The organism is Bradyrhizobium canariense (genome assembly GCF_018130465.1).
GTDB lineage: Bacteria > Pseudomonadota > Alphaproteobacteria > Rhizobiales > Xanthobacteraceae > Bradyrhizobium > Bradyrhizobium canariense_C.
In genome coordinates this window covers 585,373-602,951 of record NZ_JAFCKJ010000001.1, presented here as the reverse complement: position 1 = coordinate 602,951, position 17,579 = coordinate 585,373, and the positions used below count along the sequence as shown (strand labels likewise).

21 protein-coding genes are annotated in these 17,579 nt (G+C 64.5%); 13 read left to right on the top strand and 8 right to left on the bottom strand.

Going from position 1 to position 17,579, the window contains the following annotated elements:
- Positions 1-84: 84 nt before the first annotated feature.
- From JQ591_RS02575 to JQ591_RS02555, 5 genes are all read left to right on the top strand, one after another.
- Positions 85-894 (top strand): crotonase/enoyl-CoA hydratase family protein, encoded by an 810-nt coding sequence (locus JQ591_RS02575; RefSeq protein ID WP_211394484.1) that lies wholly within the window; start codon positions 85-87, stop codon positions 892-894.
- Entirely contained in the window at positions 891-2,774 is a 1,884-nt protein-coding gene (locus tag JQ591_RS02570) for a feruloyl-CoA synthase (RefSeq protein ID WP_211394483.1), read from the top strand. The genes JQ591_RS02575 and JQ591_RS02570 overlap by 4 nt, the downstream gene beginning before the upstream one ends.
- A 25-nt stretch (positions 2,775-2,799) precedes the next feature.
- Entirely contained in the window at positions 2,800-3,561 is a 762-nt protein-coding gene (locus JQ591_RS02565) for an SDR family NAD(P)-dependent oxidoreductase (protein WP_211394482.1), read from the top strand.
- A gap of 10 nt (positions 3,562-3,571) precedes the next feature.
- Positions 3,572-3,991, top strand: a complete 420-nt coding sequence (locus JQ591_RS02560) for an acyl-CoA thioesterase (RefSeq protein WP_211394481.1) — start codon at positions 3,572-3,574, stop codon at positions 3,989-3,991.
- Positions 3,992-4,081: 90 nt separating this feature from the next.
- The gene (locus JQ591_RS02555) at positions 4,082-5,233 is read left to right on the top strand and encodes an ABC transporter substrate-binding protein (protein ID WP_211394480.1); all 1,152 of its coding nucleotides are present in this window, start codon (positions 4,082-4,084) and stop codon (positions 5,231-5,233) included.
- 143 nt (positions 5,234-5,376) lie between these two features.
- Here JQ591_RS02555 and JQ591_RS02550 read toward each other — a convergent pair whose 3' ends face one another.
- Both JQ591_RS02550 and JQ591_RS02545 read right to left on the bottom strand, forming a co-directional pair.
- The gene (locus JQ591_RS02550) at positions 5,377-6,105 is read right to left on the bottom strand and encodes a glutathione S-transferase family protein (protein ID WP_211394479.1); all 729 of its coding nucleotides are present in this window, start codon (positions 6,103-6,105) and stop codon (positions 5,377-5,379) included.
- 38 nt (positions 6,106-6,143) lie between these two features.
- Positions 6,144-6,434: a hypothetical protein gene (locus JQ591_RS02545; RefSeq protein ID WP_211394478.1), complete on the bottom strand. Its 291-nt coding sequence runs from the start codon at positions 6,432-6,434 to the stop codon at positions 6,144-6,146.
- A gap of 114 nt (positions 6,435-6,548) precedes the next feature.
- On the opposite strand from JQ591_RS02545, the gene JQ591_RS02540 reads away from it, so the two are divergent.
- Together JQ591_RS02540 and JQ591_RS02535 are read left to right on the top strand one after the other, a co-directional pair.
- Positions 6,549-7,247, top strand: coding sequence for a helix-turn-helix transcriptional regulator (locus JQ591_RS02540; protein WP_211394477.1), 699 nt, complete (start codon positions 6,549-6,551; stop codon positions 7,245-7,247).
- A gap of 16 nt (positions 7,248-7,263) precedes the next feature.
- Positions 7,264-7,593 (top strand): YkgJ family cysteine cluster protein, encoded by a 330-nt coding sequence (locus tag JQ591_RS02535; protein ID WP_211394800.1) that lies wholly within the window; start codon positions 7,264-7,266, stop codon positions 7,591-7,593.
- 74 nt (positions 7,594-7,667) lie between these two features.
- Here JQ591_RS02535 and JQ591_RS02530 read toward each other — a convergent pair whose 3' ends face one another.
- Complete coding sequence (locus tag JQ591_RS02530) at positions 7,668-8,066, bottom strand: hypothetical protein (RefSeq protein ID WP_211394476.1); 399 nt, start codon at positions 8,064-8,066, stop codon at positions 7,668-7,670.
- A 265-nt stretch (positions 8,067-8,331) separates the two neighbouring features.
- Positions 8,332-8,679 (bottom strand): DUF3307 domain-containing protein, encoded by a 348-nt coding sequence (locus JQ591_RS02525; RefSeq protein ID WP_211394799.1) that lies wholly within the window; start codon positions 8,677-8,679, stop codon positions 8,332-8,334.
- 405 nt (positions 8,680-9,084) lie between these two features.
- Here JQ591_RS02525 and JQ591_RS02520 point away from each other — a divergent pair, with 405 nt between their 5' ends.
- The 4 genes from JQ591_RS02520 (at position 9,085) to JQ591_RS02505 (ending at position 12,887) form a co-directional block, all read left to right on the top strand.
- On the top strand, positions 9,085-10,530 hold the full coding sequence (locus tag JQ591_RS02520) for a TAXI family TRAP transporter solute-binding subunit (RefSeq protein WP_211394475.1): 1,446 nt from the start codon (positions 9,085-9,087) through the stop codon (positions 10,528-10,530).
- A 117-nt stretch (positions 10,531-10,647) separates the two neighbouring features.
- A complete protein-coding gene (locus tag JQ591_RS02515) occupies positions 10,648-10,866 on the top strand; it encodes a hypothetical protein (protein ID WP_211394474.1) in 219 nt (72 codons plus the stop codon).
- 113 nt (positions 10,867-10,979) lie between these two features.
- Positions 10,980-12,089, top strand: coding sequence for a cyclic nucleotide-gated ion channel (locus JQ591_RS02510; RefSeq protein ID WP_211394473.1), 1,110 nt, complete (start codon positions 10,980-10,982; stop codon positions 12,087-12,089).
- Positions 12,090-12,101: 12 nt separating this feature from the next.
- A complete protein-coding gene (locus JQ591_RS02505; RefSeq protein WP_211394472.1) occupies positions 12,102-12,887 on the top strand; it encodes an enoyl-CoA hydratase/isomerase family protein in 786 nt (261 codons plus the stop codon).
- Here JQ591_RS02505 and JQ591_RS02500 read toward each other — a convergent pair whose 3' ends face one another.
- Together JQ591_RS02500 and JQ591_RS02495 are read right to left on the bottom strand one after the other, a co-directional pair.
- Complete coding sequence (locus tag JQ591_RS02500; RefSeq protein WP_249136354.1) at positions 12,888-13,310, bottom strand: DUF6157 family protein; 423 nt, start codon at positions 13,308-13,310, stop codon at positions 12,888-12,890.
- A gap of 29 nt (positions 13,311-13,339) precedes the next feature.
- Positions 13,340-13,987, bottom strand: coding sequence for a glutathione S-transferase family protein (locus JQ591_RS02495; RefSeq protein ID WP_211394471.1), 648 nt, complete (start codon positions 13,985-13,987; stop codon positions 13,340-13,342).
- An 83-nt stretch (positions 13,988-14,070) separates the two neighbouring features.
- Between JQ591_RS02495 and JQ591_RS02490 the strand changes: the two genes are divergently transcribed.
- Both JQ591_RS02490 and JQ591_RS02485 read left to right on the top strand, forming a co-directional pair.
- On the top strand, positions 14,071-15,090 hold the full coding sequence (locus JQ591_RS02490; protein WP_211394470.1) for a helix-turn-helix transcriptional regulator: 1,020 nt from the start codon (positions 14,071-14,073) through the stop codon (positions 15,088-15,090).
- 99 nt (positions 15,091-15,189) lie between these two features.
- Entirely contained in the window at positions 15,190-15,423 is a 234-nt protein-coding gene (locus JQ591_RS02485) for a hypothetical protein (RefSeq protein ID WP_211394469.1), read from the top strand.
- A 57-nt stretch (positions 15,424-15,480) separates the two neighbouring features.
- Here the strand turns inward: JQ591_RS02485 and JQ591_RS02480 are convergent, their stop codons facing one another.
- Together JQ591_RS02480 and JQ591_RS02475 are read right to left on the bottom strand one after the other, a co-directional pair.
- A complete protein-coding gene (locus tag JQ591_RS02480; RefSeq protein WP_211394468.1) occupies positions 15,481-16,428 on the bottom strand; it encodes a fatty acid desaturase in 948 nt (315 codons plus the stop codon).
- 15 nt (positions 16,429-16,443) lie between these two features.
- Positions 16,444-17,460, bottom strand: coding sequence for an alpha/beta fold hydrolase (locus tag JQ591_RS02475; protein WP_211394467.1), 1,017 nt, complete (start codon positions 17,458-17,460; stop codon positions 16,444-16,446).
- Positions 17,461-17,579 lie beyond the last annotated feature (119 nt).

The window sequence follows — 17,579 nt, the reverse complement described above, 5'->3', positions numbered from 1 at the left end:
GAGGATCCCTGCCACGCACCCGCGACCGCGTATTGACTCCCTGCAAATTCGTTATACAACATAACTATTCTGACAAGGACGCAAATGACACAGGGAAACGCCGAGACCGCTGACGCGGGCGCCTCCGGGCTTTTGAGGATCGAGCGGGCGGACCGGGTTTTGACCGTCGGTCTGAACCGGCCGGCCAAGCGCAACGCGCTCAACGACGGCATCATCCTGGAAATCGGCGAGTGTTTTGCGTCCCTGCCCGAGGATATCGGCGCGGTCGTCATCCACGGCATCGGCGATCATTTCTCCTCCGGCCTCGATCTTTCCGAGCTGACCGACCATGACGCGACCGGAGGCCTGCTGCATTCTCAAATGTGGCACCGGGTGTTCGACCGCATCCAGTACAGCCGCGTACCCGTGATCGCGGCGCTGCGGGGCGCCGTGATCGGTGGCGGGCTGGAGCTCGCCTGTGCGGCGCATATCCGCGTCGCCGAACCCTCGACCTATTTCGCGTTGCCGGAGGGGCAGCGCGGCATCTTCGTCGGCGGCGGCGGCTCGGTGCGCCTGCCGCGGCTGATCGGCGTCGCCAGGATGATGGACATGATGCTGACCGGCCGCGTCTATTCCGCGACCGAAGGCACCTCCTACGGCTTTGCGCAATATGTCACGGAAGCCGGCAACGGCCTCGGCAAGGCGCTGGAGCTTGCGACCAAGGTCGCCTCCAACGCGCCGCTGACGAACTTCGCCGTGCTCCAGGCACTGCCGATGATCGCGGAAGCCAATCCGCAGACCGGCCTGTTGATGGAATCGCTGATGGCGACGGTGGCGCAGAGCGACAAGGAAGCCAAGCGCAGGATCCGCGAGTTCCTCGAACACAAGACCGCAAAGGTGAAGCCGAAATCATGAGCGCGCAGCCGTCCTCTTCCAGCATGGAGCGCGGCGCGAGCACTTCCCCGCTGCGGCCCATTTCGTTCGGCGATCCCGTCGTCAATATCGAGCGGCGCGACGACGGCACGATTTACCTGCGGCCCAAACAGCCGCTCGGCGACTATCCGGCCCGCATCACCGACCGCCTGCATCATTGGGCGAATACGACGCCGGATCGCGTCTTCATGGCCGAGCGCGAAGGCAGCCGCGGCTGGCGCAAGATCAGCTACGCCGAGCTGCTCGCCGCGAGCCGGCACATCGCCTCAGGCCTCATTGCGCGCGGGCTGTCGGCGGAGCGGCCGGTCGTCATCCTCTCCGGCAATTCGATCGACCACGCATTGCTCGCGTTCGGCGCGTACTATGCCGGCATTCCGTTCTGCCCGGTGTCGCCGGCGTATTCGCTGGTGTCGAAGGATTACGGCAAGCTGTCCTACCTGATGAAGCTGCTGACGCCCGGCCTCGTCTTCGCCGAGGACGCCGACAAGTTCGCCGACGCGCTCGCCGCCAATGTCTCGCTCGGCACCGAGATCGCCGCGTCCTACGGCCACGTGCCGGGCCGCGACGTCACCTTGCTCGCCGACCTCATGGCGACGCCGGTCCGCGGCGATCTGGACGAAGTCCACGGCAAGATCGGCCCTGATACGATCGCGAAATTCCTGCTGACCTCGGGCTCGACCGGCAACCCCAAGGCGGTCATCAACACCCAGCGCATGATCTGCGCCAACCAGGTGATGCTGCGCGAGACGCTCGCCTTCCTCAAGGACGAGCCGCCGGTCATCATCGACTGGCTGCCCTGGAATCACACCTTTGGCGGCAACCACAATATCGGGCTGACGCTCTACAATGGCGGCTCGATGTATCTCGATGCCGGCAAGCCGGTGCCTGGAGGCATCGAGGAGACCGTGCGCAATCTCCAGGAGATATCGCCGACGGTCTATTTCAACGTGCCCAAGGGCTACGAGTCGCTGCTGCCTTATCTGCGCGACGACCAGGGCCTCCGCGCAAAATTCTTCGACCGGCTGCATGCGATGTTCTTCTCGGGCGCGGCACTGTCGCCGTTCGTCTGGAACAGCCTCGACGAGCTCGCGGTGAAGGAAAAAGGCTACCGCGTGCCGATGCTGACCGGCCTCGGCGCAACCGAGACCGCGCCGTTCTTCATGTCGGTCAACCCGCGCACCAGCCGCTCCGGCCATGTCGGGTTGCCGGTCTCGGGCAATGACGCCAAGCTGGTGCCGAACAACGGCAAGCTGGAAGTTCGTTGCAAGGGACCGAACGTGATGCCCGGCTACTGGCGCCAGCCCGACATCACCGCAAAATCGTTCGACGAAGAAGGCTTCTACAAGCTGGGCGATGCGCTCAAGCCCGTCGATCCCGATGATTTCAACGCCGGCTTCGATTTCGACGGCCGCATCGGTGAGGATTTCAAGCTCGGCAGCGGCACCTGGGTCAGCGTCGGCCCCTTGCGCGCGCGCTTCGTTGCGGCCTGCGCGCCGCTGGTGCGCGATGTCGTCATCGCCGGCATCAACCGCGACGAGGTCTCCGCCCTCGTCGTGCTCGATCTCGACGGCTGCCGGCTGATCAACCCGACGCTGCCGTCCGACGACCTCGTCGTCGCGACCCGCGACCGGCTGGTGCGCGAGGCTTTTCGCGAACGGCTGACCCGCTTTCTCGGCGCGGCCACGGGCTCCTCGACGCGGATCACACGCGCGATCCTCATGGACACGCCACTCTCGATCGACAAGGGCGAAGTCACCGACAAGGGCTCGATCAACCAGCGCGCGGTGCTCGAGCATCGCAGCCTCCTGATCGAGGAGCTCTACGCTGCCAATCCATCGGACCGTGTGATATCGGTCGGCTAAGAAATCATCGCACCAGGAGAACGCCATGTTGTTGAAGGATCAGGCAGCCATCGTCACGGGCGGCGCATCGGGACTGGGCGCGGCGACCGCGCGAAAGCTGGCCGCGCAGGGCGCCAAGGTCGCGGTGTGCGATCTCAATGCCAAGCTCGCCGAGAGTGTTGCCGCCGAGATCAAGGGCGTGGCCGTGACTTGCGACGTCTCCGATGCCGCCTCCGCGGAAGCTGCGATCGCGCAGGCGACCAAGGCCCATGGACCCGCGCGCGTGCTGGTCAATTGCGCCGGCATCGGCGTTGCCAAGCGCGTCGTCGGCCGCGACGGCCCGATGGCGCTTGCCGATTTCGAGAAGGTCATCAAGGTCAATCTGATCGGGACCTTCAACATGCTGCGCCTCGCCGCAACCGAGATGTCCAAGCTCGAGCCGCAGGCGACCGGCGAGCGCGGCGTCATCATCAACACGGCTTCCGTTGCCGCTTATGACGGCCAGATCGGGCAATCGGCCTATTCGGCCTCGAAGGGCGGCATCGTCGGCATGACGCTGCCGATCGCGCGCGAGCTGGCGCAGTTCGGCGTCCGCGTGCTGACCATCGCGCCCGGCCTGTTCCTTACCCCGCTGCTCGCCAACCTGCCGCAGGAAGCCCAGGACTCGCTCGCCGCCGCGATCCCGTTCCCGCGCCGGCTCGGCCACGCCGACGAGTTCGCGGCACTGGCGCTGCACATGGTCGAGAATTCATACCTGAACGGCGAAGTGGTGCGTCTCGACGGCTCGCTGCGCATGGCGCCGAAATAGGGCGCGGCACATGTTCGTGAACCGGCGCGACGTCCAGATCCAGTGGGGCGACTGCGACCCCGCCAACATCGTCTATTATCCGCGCTATTTCGCGATGTTCGACGATTCGACGTCGACCCTGTTCGAAGTCGCCGGGTTCTCCAAGCAGGACCTGGTCAAGAAATACGGCCTGGTGGGCATTCCCATGGTCGACACGCGGTCCAAGTTCTACATCCCCTCGACCTATGGCGACTGGATCACCATCGAAACGAAGATCGAGAGCATCAAGCGCTCGAGCTTCGAGGTGAAGCACAACGTCTACAAGGGCGAGGCGCTGGCGATCGAGGGTTTTGAGACCCGTGTCCTGGTCGGCCGCGACCCCGTTAACCCCGACAAACTGAAATCGGCACCGTTCCCTGCGGAAATGGTAGCCAAATTCACGGGGAGCTAGGTCCGGAGCTAAATCGCCACATCACCAAAAGAGGGGGCTGAATTACCCCCCGATTTCTGCTTTCAAAGAAACACATAAAGGGAGGAATAGATGAAACGCTTTTACCTGACCGCTGCCGTCACCGCGGCAGCGCTCGCGCTGCCGGCCCTGCCGGCGCTGGCCCAGACCGCCGAGATCACCATCGGCATCACCACCACCACGACCGGCCCGGGTGCAGCGCTGGGCATTCCCGAGCGCAATGCGCTGGAGTTCGTGCCGAAGGAGATCGGCGGCGTGCCGCTGAAGGTGATCGTGCTCGACGACGGCGGCGATCCCACCACCGCGACCACCAACGCCCGCCGCTTCGTGACCGAATCCAAGGCCGACATCATCATGGGCTCGGCGCTGACGCCGCCGACCATCGCGGTGTCCAACGTCGCCAACGAAGCCGGCATTCCGCATTTCGGCCTGGCGCCGTTCCCGATCACGCCGGAGCGCATGAAGTGGTCGGTGGCGATGCCGCAGCCGATCCCGATCGTGGGCAAGGTGCTGTACGATCACATGAAGTCCAAGGGCGTGAAGACCCTCGGTTACATCGGCTATTCCGACTCCTATGGCGACCTCTGGTTCAACGACCTGAAGGCGCAGGCCGTGCCGATGGGCATGACCATCGCCGACGAGGAGCGCTTCGCTCGTCCTGATACGTCGGTGACCGGACAGGTGCTGAAGCTCGTGGCTGCGAATCCCGACGCCATTCTGGTCGGCGCTTCCGGCACCGCGGCCGCACTGCCGCAGACCGAGCTGCGCGAGCGTGGCTATCAGGGCCTGATCTACCAGACCCATGGCGCCGCCAGCATGGACTTCATCCGCATCGCCGGCAAAGCAGCGGAAGGCGTGCTGATGGCCTCTGGTCCCGTCATGGATCCCGAGGACCAGCCGGACGAAGCCGCCACCAAGAAGCCGGGCCTCGCGCTCAACTCGGCCTATGAAGCAAAGTACGGCCCGAACAGCCGCAGCCAGTTCGCCGGCCATTCCTACGATGCCTTCGAGATTCTCAAGCGCATCATCCCGGCGGCACTCAAGACGGCGAAGCCCGGCACGCCGGAATTCCGCGAAGCGATCCGCCAGGCGCTGCTGTCGGAGAAGGAGCTTGCGGCGAGCCAGGGCGTCTACAATTTCACCGAAAAGGACCGCTACGGCCTCGACGAGCGCTCGCGCATCCTGCTCACGGTGAAGAACGGCAAGTACTCGCTGGTGAAGTAAAGGCGGCGAAGGGTTTTGAGACGACGAGAGCCGGCCCAACGGGCCGGCTCTTTTATTTTCAGTTCCAGACTCTCTCGTTGTCATGCCCGGGCTTGTCCCGGCCATGACGACGTGGAAACTTCAGCGCGCCAACGTCGATGGCGCTAAGCCGCCTGGCGCAGCGGGGTCCAGGCGAACTCCGGATAGTAATTGTCCATCATCCGGTCGACATAGGCGGTGAGGTTCGGAAATCCTTCGGCGCGACGGCGCAGTCCGGATTCGAAGAACGGCGTCAGGATCCCGGCGAGTGCACCGAAGGCGGTGGCATCGACGCCGCAGGGCTTGTTGCCCATCAGATAGGACTTGTCGCCGAGCTGCACCGAGAGTGCAAACAGCGAGCGCACGGCGAGATCGACGTCTTCATCGGGCGCGTGGCGGCCTAGACCGGAGAGCAGGTAGTTCTCGGCGACACGGAATTGCGCGTCCTCTCGCAACTTCTCGCGATTGTGCTCCGGCGCGCCGTCGAAGAAATGCGCAGGCCCCTTGGCGAAGTTGACCGGGTCGACCCAGCGCGCCCCGACCAGCGCGAAATAAACGTGATGCTCGATCATGCGCTCGAATGCCCAGGCCTGCGCGCGCTCGGCAAGCGACAGGCCGGCGTCGAAATCGAAGCCGTAGCGGCGCTCGATATGGGCGCGGATGAAGGTGGAATCGGCCACCGCCTCGCCGCCATCGTCGATGAAAGGCAGCTGCCCCTTGGGAGAGGCGGGCGGCATCGCCCGCTCCTTCCGGTAGGGCAATCCCGCCATCTTGAGCTGCACCTCCGTCTTGGTGACGAAGGGGCTGATTTCCGGCAGGCCGAAGCCGGTGCCAAAGCCGTAAAGCGTGATCATGAAGGCTCTCCTGAAACGACCGAAAGAGTTGAGGGAACTTAACCGCGGGCTGCTGCCACCATGGTGGCAGCAGCCGTGATATCTTCTGCGAAACGGGCCCCTCGCCAGGCGCGGGCCATGACATGACGGACCAGCGCGCCCGCGGCCTGGACCAGGAAGCGGGCCACCACGGTCGCGAGCGCAAGGCGGAGGTCGACGACCATGAGATCAAGGGATACGAGGCGGCCGAACGCCCATGCGTACCAGGCTCGGACTTGCAAGGGCTGGACCTGTAAGGACTGGGTCCGCCACAGCGCAGCAGCCGGGCCGAAATGAGTTGGAATGATCATGGACAAATCCTCTTCAGTCGACGTGTTGTCCCGGTATAGAACTCCCCTGCTGCCAACATCCTGTCAGCAGCCGCGCGCCGCCTTCTGAAAAAGACCACCGACAAGAGACCAGTCATGAGACGCGCCGACCGGCTGTTTCAAATCATCCAGGTGCTGAGGCGCACGCGTAAGCCGATGACGGCGGACGCCATCGCGGCCGAGCTCGAGACCTCGAAGCGCACGATCTATCGCGACATCGCCACGCTGATCGGCCAGCGCGTGCCGATCCGCGGTGAAGCCGGCATGGGCTACATCCTGGAAAAGGGTTTTGATCTGCCGCCCTTGATGCTGACACCCGACGAGATCGAGGCGGCGGTGCTGGGCGCGCAATGGGTCGCCGGCCATGCCGATCCCGCGCTGGCGCGCGCGGCTGAAGATTTGATGGCCAAGATCGCCGACACTGTCCCTGAGCGCCTGCGCCCCTTCGTGCTGGAGCCGGCAAGCCGGGCACGGCCGAGCTGGAACAGGGAGCCGGACCGCCTGGACATGGTGCGCACGCGCACCCAGATCCACGAAGGCAAGAAGATCATGCTGCGCTATCGCGACGAGCAGGGCCGCGCCAGCGAGCGCATGATCTGGCCGATTTCGGTCGGCTATCTCGATGCCGTGCGCCTGCTCGCGGCCTGGTGCGAGCTGCGCGGCGACTTCCGCAGCTTCCGCACCGATCGCGTGGTGGATGCGAGTTATCCCGACGAGAGATATCCGGAGCGGCGCGACGTGCTGCGCGCGAAATGGCGGCAGAGCCTGGTCTGGGGCCCACCCAAGGATACGTGAAGGACACGTGACCACGATGGACGAGAACTCCCCCATCGACCTGTCGAGCTGTTGCCAGAGTTGCGGCGCCTGCTGCGGCTATTCGGCGAACTGGCCGCGCTTCTCGATCGAGAGCGACGAGGAGCTTGCCGCGATCCCGGAGGCGCTCGTCAACGCGCGTCAGTCCGGCATGCGCTGCGAAGGCGATCGCTGTTCGGCGTTGCAGGGAGAGATCGGAAAGCAGACGGCCTGCGGCATTTATGAAGCGCGGCCGGAGGTGTGCCGCACATGCATGCCGGGCGATGCCGAATGCGCAATGGCACGGCGGAAATTCGGGCTGCCGGTGATAGAGGCGGCCAGCTTATGATCCGAAAAAAGTGTGCAGCGGTTTTCCGCCGAAATCATGCGCCAATAGAGAGCTAAAGCGCGATAGATCGCGCTTCAGGCGGGGACGGCTTCGCTGATCTCGTCGTCGATCTCGTCGTCAATCGGTGCAAGCACCGAGAGCGGCTTGGTCGACAGCGTGATCGGCTTGCGGCCACCCGACAGCGACGGCGAGGATTTCGCCGCGCCTTCGCGCGCCAGCGCATAGAGCGTCGAGCCGACGCGGCCGCCGCTCTCGATCAGGTCGCGCTCGTTGCAGCTTGCGGCGATCGCGACTGCCAGCGAATGCAGATGGCTGCGGCGATAGCAGAACAACGCCAGCATGGCGCGCGCGGCTGGGGAAACACTCTCAACCAGCCTCGGCAAGCCGCTCTCGTTGGCGCGATACATCTCGCCAAGGAGTTCGTCGCGGACCGGGCAGAAATCATTTTCAAAGGCGTCGCGGCTTGAAAACATTGCAGTTCTCCCTCGTGGGCGAAGATGCAGTGCAATTCTCTAATGAAAGGTTAACCACGCTGCCCGGTAGTCACCCGGGGTCCTTGCGCCCTGACCGCGAATCAATGGGTCGCAAATGCCTCCACAGCGTCATGGCGGGGCTTGTCCCGGCCATCCACGCCTAGCCACGAGACGGAACGACGTGAATGCCCGGGACAAGCCCGGGCATGACGACCTCTTGTGAATGCCGGACAAGCGATTGCCCCGCATCGGGGACGACCGTCCGTCAGTTCGCCGCCATGAAGATGGAGAGGCCGAAGCCGGTCAAATGGTGCAGGGCCTGGTCGACACCGATCAGGGTCCAGAACCAGGGATGCGCCAGGTCGACCCCGAAATTGGCCGAGACGAGGCCCTTGGCGCGGTCGATCGTGATGTGGATCACGAAGTCGATCAACGCCACAAACCAGAACTTCGGCGCCACGATCAGGATCAGCGGCAGAGCGACCGCAAGGTGAATCAGGCAGTGCACCAGGAGCGGCAGAGCCCAACCGTGCTTCTGGTCCTTGCCGTGCGCCATCCAGGCGGTCTGCAGGACGAAATCGGCGATGATGTGCTTGAAGGTGAGCAGCAACATCCAACCAATGAGCGCTTCGACCGGAACCGCCGATGACAGGGGTGGAAACGACAAGGCTGACGCCCTCATTGACGTGACAAGAAGAATTGGAGCGTTCGGCGCAACCTCTTCCTGGACCGGTCAAATCGCCGGGACCTGCGATTTATGACATCTCCCGCGGCGGAATGCAGCCGGGGGGAACCGGAAAATCGCCAACTGTGGCTAACTGGTGATAGGATGACCAATCGCCGCGGCCGAGTTGAGTAAGGTTACCTTCGGCTCGAAATTTGCATTCCGCGACCTGCGCGCTATCATTGTCGGTAGAGAATATCGTTCTTTTTTCAGACGTTTACGAATTTCAGGGCGACCGCAGCGATCACATCCGCGAGACGCCCGTCACCGGAAGCATAAGGCCAGAGTGCTGCCATGAGTACTGAGGGCCCTACCTCATCGCCGATCGAGCCACCGCCCCGGCGACCCAAGGTGATCAAGACCAACCAGCAGCAGGTCTTCCTCTACGTCGTGCTGACCCTGCTGTTGTCGCTTGCCACCGTCTGGGGCGGCCGCGCGCTGGTGCACAATTCGGAGACGCTGACCTTCGCCGTCGGCGCCCCGAACAGCGACGAGGCGCTGTTCGCAGCCAAGCTCGCCGCCGTTCTGAAGAACAACGCCTCGCGCTTCCGGATCAAGATCGTCAACAACGCCGACAACGCCAAGGCGGTCGCCCAGTTCGATCGCAAGCAGGCCGACCTCGCGGTGCTGCGCACCGACGCCAAGGTGCCGCTGCGGGCCCGCACACTCGCGATCCTCGAGCACGATCTCGTGCTGCTGCTCGGGCCCGGAAACAAGAAGATCAAGTCGCTCGCCGAGCTGAAGAAGAAGAAGGTCGCCGTCCTCGCCGACAACGAATCCTCGCTCGCCTTCGTCCGCGGCATCCTCGACATTCCCGACGGTGCGGACGCGGCGAAGATCCAGATGGCGCCGCAGGGTGCGACACTCGACAAGCTGTTCGCGCCGGCAAGCGGCTTTGGCGCGGTCGTCGCCATCGTCCACGCCTCGAAGGCGGTGCGGGACAAGGCGTATGAGCAGGTCGCCAGGCGCGGCGGCTTCACACTGAACGCGATTGACGAGGCGAAAGCGCTGGCGCGCAAGATCCCCGGCATTTCCAGCGAGACGCTGACGGCGGGCACGCTGTCTGCATCGCCGGAAATTCCCGACGACGATCTCGACACGATCGGGCTCGAATGGTTGCTGGTCGTCCAATCCAGGATGTCGCCGACGATCGCTGGGGAGCTCGCGCGCGTCGTCTACGAGAACAAGTCCGCGCTCGGGCTCGACAGCGGCTTTGCCAGCAGAATCGAGCCCGCCTCCGTCGAGAAGGACGCCTTCGTGATGGCGCATCAAGGGGCGGCCGACTACATCAACGACGACACCAAGTCGTTCATGGATAAGTACAGCGACCTGATGTATCTGGGCGCTGCCGCGCTCAGCGTCATCGGCTCGATCTTCGCCGCGATCTACGCCAAGATCACCCGGATCGCGCCGGAGAAGGCCAGCGAGCTCTCCACCGCCATCCTCGACATCGGCGAGCGCATCGAGCACGCCAATTCGCTGGACCAGCTCGAATGTCTCCAGGACGAGCTGGAGGGCATCTTGCGCGGCGCGGTGGTCGGCCTCAGAGACGGCACGATCAGTACCGACGGGCTCGACACCTTCAAACTCGGCTACGAATTCGTCCGCGACGAGATCGGCATGCGCCGCGACTACCTCAAGCGCCATGCGGGCGAGGCCGAGAAGGCCGCTCAGGATGTGGCCCCTCCCCAGCACGACGAAAGCAATATCGTGGTGGTGAAGACAGCTCAGAGTGCCTGACCTATCGAGGGACCTGCGGCGACGCCTTGCCGGCACTTCCGCGCGCGACCAGGGCCGAGGCCGGGAACCGTCCCCATCCACAACCGTTTGTTTCCGGATACAACCGGAGACCGCGCCATGCGTGCACTCCTCATCCTCTTCCTGCTGGGAATGCTGGCGGCGATTGGCTATTTCGCTTATTCCGCGATGGCGGTCGACGGCGAGCCGATCCCGACGGAAGGCTATGTGGCGCTGGCGCTGGGGGCCGGGTTTTCCGTTCTCGTCGGCGTCGGCTTGATGGTGCTGCTGTTCTTCAGCAGCCGTCGCGGCTACGACGAGCCGCCGCATTTCAGGTAACGGCTCGCGGTCCGGCGGCCGCGCCCGTCGTTGACGGCCTCGGCCCGGGCAGGCACTTTGACACCGAGGTTCCAGCCGGGACCGCAAGAGACAAAACCGAGCCGCCTTCCCGCATGTCCAAGCCGCTGATCTCCGCTCTGGCCCAGTTCGCGGCCGCCACGGCCGGCCGCAACATGACTAGGGCGGCTTATGTGGCAGTCGCCGTCGGCGTGCTCGGCATGGTGCTCCTGACGGTCAATCCTGCCTATGAGACGGCGCATCGCTGGGTCGATGCCCTGCTTTGGACCTGCCTCGTCTACTTCGTGTTCGAATGGGTGGTCCGGCTGCGCCATATGGCGCGACAGGGGCGCCTTGCACTCTACATGTCCTCCTCCGCCGGGCTGGTCGATGCGGTCGGAGCGTTGGCCGTGCCGGCCGCGCTGATTCTGGGGGTCGAGCCCAGGACGGCGTGGCTGCTCAGCGTGCTCTGGGTGCTGAAGGTGGTGCCGGGCATTCCCGGCCTGCGGCAGCTCCGCCGCGTGCTAGTGCTCGAATCGGGGCCGCTGGTCAGCGTGCTCGTGATCTTCCTGATGGTGGTCTTCCTGGCCTCGGTCGCCGAATATTTCCTGGAGCGGGACGTGCAGCCGCAGACTTTCGGCAGCGTGCCGGCCGCGCTGTGGTGGGCCGTCACAACTCTGACGACGACGGGCTATGGCGACGTCGTGCCGGTGACGCCGCTGGGTCGCATGGTGGCGGCGCTGGTGATGATCTCCGGCCTCGGTGTGTTCGGCCTCTGGACCGGTATCCTGGCGACCGGCTTTGCCGCGGAGACCCGGCGCGACAATTTCCTCAAGACCTGGGAATCCGTCAGCAAGGTGCCGTTCTTCGCGGCGCTTGGACCGGCCGCCATCGCCGACGTCACCCACATGCTGCGGACCATGGAGCTGCCGGCGCGCACCATGATCATCCGCAAGGGTGCGCAGGGCGACTGCATGTATTTCATCGCCGCCGGCGAGGTCGAGGTCGACCTGCCCGGCAAGAAGGTGCAGCTCGGCGACGGCGCCTTCTTCGGCGAGATGGCCCTGCTCGGCAACAATCTGCGCGGCGCCAATGTCTCGACCACCAAGGTGTCGCGGCTTCTTGTGCTCGACCTCGTCGACTTCCGCGTGCTGATGGCGCGGCATCCCGATCTCGCCGAGACCATCGATGCCGAGGCGAAGCGGCGCACGCTCGAAAACAAATAAATGGAGACAAGAATGTCGGACCCAGCCGACGCGGCCACTGGCCCCGTGCTTGAACTCATCGGTGCACGCGCCACCATCCGCCTCAATCGTCCCAAACATCTCAACCGGCTCCAGGCCGAGGATCTCGGCGAGCTGGTCAAACTGTTCGACCGGATCGAGGCCGATCCTGATATCCGCGTGCTGGTGCTGACCGGTACGGGGCGCGCCTTCTCCGCGGGCTACGACCTCAACTCGGTTGCCGAGCGCGCGGTCAGCGCGAACGAGCAGCAGAGCGCGGGATCGGCGTTCGAGGCCGTCGTCAACCGGCTGGAGGATCTCGGCGTACCGACGATCTGCCGGCTCAACGGCGGCGTCTATGGCGGCTCGACCGACCTCGCGCTCGCCTGCGATTTCCGCATCGGCGTCGACACCGCGGAGATGTTCATGCCCGCGGCCCGGCTCGGGCTCCACTATTACAGGAGCGGCATCAAACGCTATGTGACGCGGCTCGGCGTCGACAATGCGAAGAAGCTGTTCCTGACCGCGCAGAAGATCAGCGCGCCGGAGATGCTGCGGATCGGCTATCTCACCGACATGGTGGCGGTGGAGTTTCTGGACGAGGAGGTCGACAGGCTCGCCAACATCCTCGCCGGCAACGCACCGCAGGCGATGCGCGGCATGAAGCGCGCCATCAACGAATTTGCCCGCGGCGAACTCGACCAGCAAGCCGCCGATCAGCGCCACCGCGACAGCATGCGCGGCGACGAGATCAAGGAAGGCATCAAGGCGTTCGCGGAAAAGAGGCCGCCGAAATTCTGATCACGCCCGCTTCGACCGCATCGCGCGCACCTGCGTGAGCTTGGGATCGCGGACGAGCGCCTGGTAACGTTTGCTGTCGATCGCGTAGATCGCGATCCGGCCCTCATTGTCGGCATGAACGCCCCAGCCGAAGCGCTTGCCCAGGCTCGACGCCCTCATGCACGCCTGGCCCCGGGAGAAGAACGCTTCACGGGCCGCATGCTTCTCCGTTTTCGTCGCCTTCCCATCGAGCTCGCGTCCCGGCGCAGACGTCGCGAAGATCACGTCATCGGACGTGTATTTGTAAGGCGCTTTGGCGATCATCCCGTATTGCAGGCACGCCACCGTCGGCTTTCCCGCGCGCAGTGGCGGCTCTTCGCCAGTACGCGCGGGACAATCTTCAGCAACCTGGATGAAGGTGTCGAAGCAGTTGGTCGTGTGCATAGGCTTCGTCATCTGCAACCCTGGATCATTCACCCTCCCCCGGCAGCCGCAGCATGCTGGGCCGCCATCTCATCGTCGGCCGTGTTGATGCGCTGGAACGCTGGCCGCGAGGTCATGCGTTCGGCATAGCGGACGAACACATCCTTCTTCGGCACGATACCGAACATCATCGTCCAGCTGAACGCAACACCCCAGAGAACATCCGCGGCCGTCATGCGCTCGCCGAGCAGATACGGCCCCTTCGACAGCTGCGCCTCGAGCGCGCCGAGCATGGTGTCGTAGTCGGCATAGGGCGATTGCGTGATCGGTGCCGGCTCGCGCTGCATGAACTTGTCGATCAGGGCCGGCTCGAACGAGGCACCATAATAGGCGATCCAGCGCAGATAAGGGCCGCGTAGCGGATCGGTCAGCGCGGGCGTGAGCCCCGCCTGCGGAAACAGGTCGGCGAGATAGATGGTGATCGCGACCTGTTCGGTGACGAGCTGCCCGCCGTGGCGGATCGCCGGCACCTTGCCGAGCGGGTTGATGGCGAGATAGGCCGGCTGGCGCTGCTCGCCGGCCTTCATGTTGAGGACATGAAGATCATAAGGCGCCGCCAGTTCCTCCAGCAACACCCGCGTGCCGGTGGCGCGGCTTTGCGGCGAATAATACAACGTGATGCGGTTCGGATCGGTCATGGCGGGTCTCCATCTGGCCGGCTGGCGATGGCGTTGTAGCGGACCATACCTGACATCTCATGTCAGGTATGGTTTAAGGGATCATGCGCGCGAGCCGGATGCTGTCGATCCTCACCACCCTCCAGGCCAAGGGGCAGGTCACAGCGCCCGAGCTCGCGGAGGCCTGCGAAGTCTCGGTGCGCACGATCTATCGCGACATCGACGCGCTGGCGGCGTCCGGCGTCCCTGTCTATGCCGACCGCGGTGCTGAGGGCGGCTATCGCCTGCTCGACGGTTATCGCGTGCGGCTGAACGGTTTGTCGCAGAGCGAGGCGGAAGCGCTGTTCCTGACGGGATTGCCGGGCCCGGCGGCGGCGCTCGGCCTGGATGCGGCGATGATCGCCGCACAGAACAAGCTGATGGCCGCGCTGCCCGCCAATCTGCGCGAAGACGCCGGACGGATACAGGAGCGTTTTCACCTCGACGCGCCGGGCTGGTTCGGCGAGGCGGAAGAACCAAAGCATCTGCGCATCATCGCCGGCGCGGCTCTGCGCGGGACACTGATAAAAATCCGCTACCGGAGCTGGCGCGCCGAGAAGCAGCGCCGCGTCGCGCCGCTCGGTCTCGTGCTGAAAGGTGGCAGCTGGTATCTCGCAGGTCTGGTCGACGGCAGCGTGCGGACCTATCGCGTCGCGCGCGTGCTCGACTGCACCACGCTCGACGATCGTTGCGAGCGGCCCGCCGGGTTCGATCTCGCCGCCTATTGGCGGGATGCAACGCTGCGTCTCGAGGCCGAGATGCATCCCAATGTCGCGATCGTTCGATTGTCGCCCTTCGGCGTGAAACTGCTCGATGCACTGAGCCAGCCTTACGTCAGGGCGCGTACGCAGCTTGAAGAGACCGCGGATGCAGACGGCTGGCGCATTGCCAGAGTGCCGACCGGAAAGACGTCATGGCATGCCGCGGCCGAATTGTTGCGGCTCGGGCCCGAGGCCGAAGTGCTGGAGCCGGCCGATCTGCGCGAGAAGATGGCGGAGCTGACCCAGGCGATGGCTGTGCGCTATCGCGCGGCGCGGAAAACAAGACGGCGGCGCAACCCGCCGCGACCGACGAAACACTCCTGAAACACGATTCTCCCCTCGCTGCATGAACGCATTCGCGTTTCGGCTCGACCGAGATGCAGGGACACAACAACGGCCCTTGCGCCACACTGGAGAATGAAGATGTTTCGTAAGCTTGCACTTGGTCTGATCGCTGCCGGCTCGCTCGGCGTTGCCGCTCTCGCGCCGACCGCCGCGTCGGCCCACGGCTTCCACCATCACTGGGGTCCCGGCTGGGGCTTTGGCGGCATCTACGTCAACAGCGGCGTCAACAATTGCTACCAGGAGCGCGTCGTCCAGACCCGCCACGGCCTGCGCGTCCGCGTCGTGAACGTCTGCGCGTACGGGATCTACTGATATCTCGCATTCACGACAAGGCCCCGATCGCACCGCGATCGGGGCCTTTGCGTCTGGCTAGCTGCCCTGCCGCTGCCGGCGAAACCAGGCCCAGGTCTCGCGCGTCGTTCTGATGTAGCCGCGGCCGCGATAGACGATCTCATCGTCGACGATCGCGTTCAGCTTCGGCAACGCGTGAAAGGGGATCGAGGGATAAGCGTGATGCTCGACGTGGTAGGGCATGTTCCACGCGAACCATTTGACGATCGCACTGGTATAGGTCGTACGGGTGTTTTGGAAGGCGCTACGGGTGCGCTCGCAGCCGATGTGCTCGGCATAAAGATAGGGCCGCAGGAAGAATTGCCCGATCATCAGCGGCACGATCCAGACCCAGAGCAGCAGTGCTGACGAGAACCACAGCGAGACCCCGAGCAGCAGGACGTAGAGCGCAAGATAGACGCGTGCCTCGGTTACGATGATGCCGCGCTTGTTTTCGGGAATCCAGGGTACGACGACCTTGCCGGTGACGGCATGGCCGAGCATCAGCCGGAGGCGCCCCGCGACCTGGAGCAGTCCGCTATAGGCGAGCGCAAGCTGCGTATCGGATTTCGGCTTCACGCCGACAATCAGCTCCGGGTCCTTGTCCGGATCCTGGGTGTAGCGGTGATGGTCCCAGTGAAACAGGCAGTAATATTCGTAAGGTTGTCCGATGATGAAGCCCGAGGGATAGCCGACCGCAAGGTTGAGGCCACGGCTCCTGAACGCGGTTTTGTGCGCGGTCTCGTGCAGCGCCATGAACAGGAAGGCGACGAAATAGCCTTGCACCGCCATCAGCGGCAGCGCCCATAATACGCCCCAGACCGACGAGACCTTCCAGATCAGCGCGCCGACCAGCACGACCAGGCCGTAATGGCTGAGGCTTTTCGCGGCCCCCCTGAGATTGGAGCGCACCGACAATTCGCGCAGCATCGCCGGCGTCAGCGGCTTCACGCGGTGGCCGGGTTCTGAAACGGTTGCGTCGCTCATGATCGGATGCCTGCCCTACTTGCCGAGGAGTTCTGCGATCTCGGCCTTGAGGAAGGCCTGATCGCGCGCATTGTTGACGGGGTTGCCGGCGCGATGGCCGTGCAACGACGGGATCGGATGCAGCACCGCAGAGCGCGCGTTGACCAGCCGGCCGAGTTCGTCCTCGTTGTCGCGGACGTCGAAATAGCGGTCGGTCGCGCCGGGCATCAGCAGCATGTGCGCCTTGATCGCGGCGAGCCCGCTATCGAAATCTCCGCCGAATGCGGCGCAGCGGCTGATGTCGCCGGTCTGCCAGATGCCGATCTGCACCAACAGGTCGTTGGCGTCGCGCCGGGCGAAGGTCGCGTCCCAGGCACGGACGAGATAGTCCTCCAGCGATGTGAAGCCCGCCTCGCGCCAGATCTCGTCGCGGTAGAAGCCGTGCGACATCGCCCAGCCGGCATAGATGCGTCCCATCGCGCGAAAGCCCGCGACGGGCTTCTCGACGAAGCGGCCGTCGCGGAAGGCGGGATCGGCGGTCAGCGCGGCCTTCACGCTTTCCAGGAACACGTGATTATAGGGCGCGCAGCGCGCACTGCCGCAGACGACTGCGGCACGCTCGACCATATCGGGATGCAGCGCCGCCCAGTGATAGGCCTGCATGCCGCCCATCGACCAGCCATAGACCAGGGCAAGCTTCGAGATGCCGAACCGCTCGGTGAGCAGCCGATGCTGGACCGCGATAGCATCGTGATAGGTCACGATCGGGAACGGCGCGGCGGTATTCGACGGCGAAGACGACAGGCCGTTACCGAACAGATTGGGGATGACGATGAAGTAGCGTGTCGGGTCGAGCACGCCGTTAGGGCCGATCAGCCACTCGGTGTCGGTATGCTGCGCGCTGAACGAGGTCGGATAGAGAATGACGTTGTCCCTGTCCGGACTGAGCGTGCCGTAGGTCTTGTAGGCGAGCTGGAGCGAAGGGAAGACGGCCCCGGACCGGAGCGCGACGTCGCCGGCCTCGAAGATCTCGTAGTCGCGCCCTGCCGTCATGGACCGAACTCCCGCTCACGCGGCAAGCGCGCCGCGGAAACGGCGATGCATCGATCATGCCGGCCCCGCAGACGCATCGTTGCGTCGCGCTTAATAACTGTACTTATAGTCCATTTATT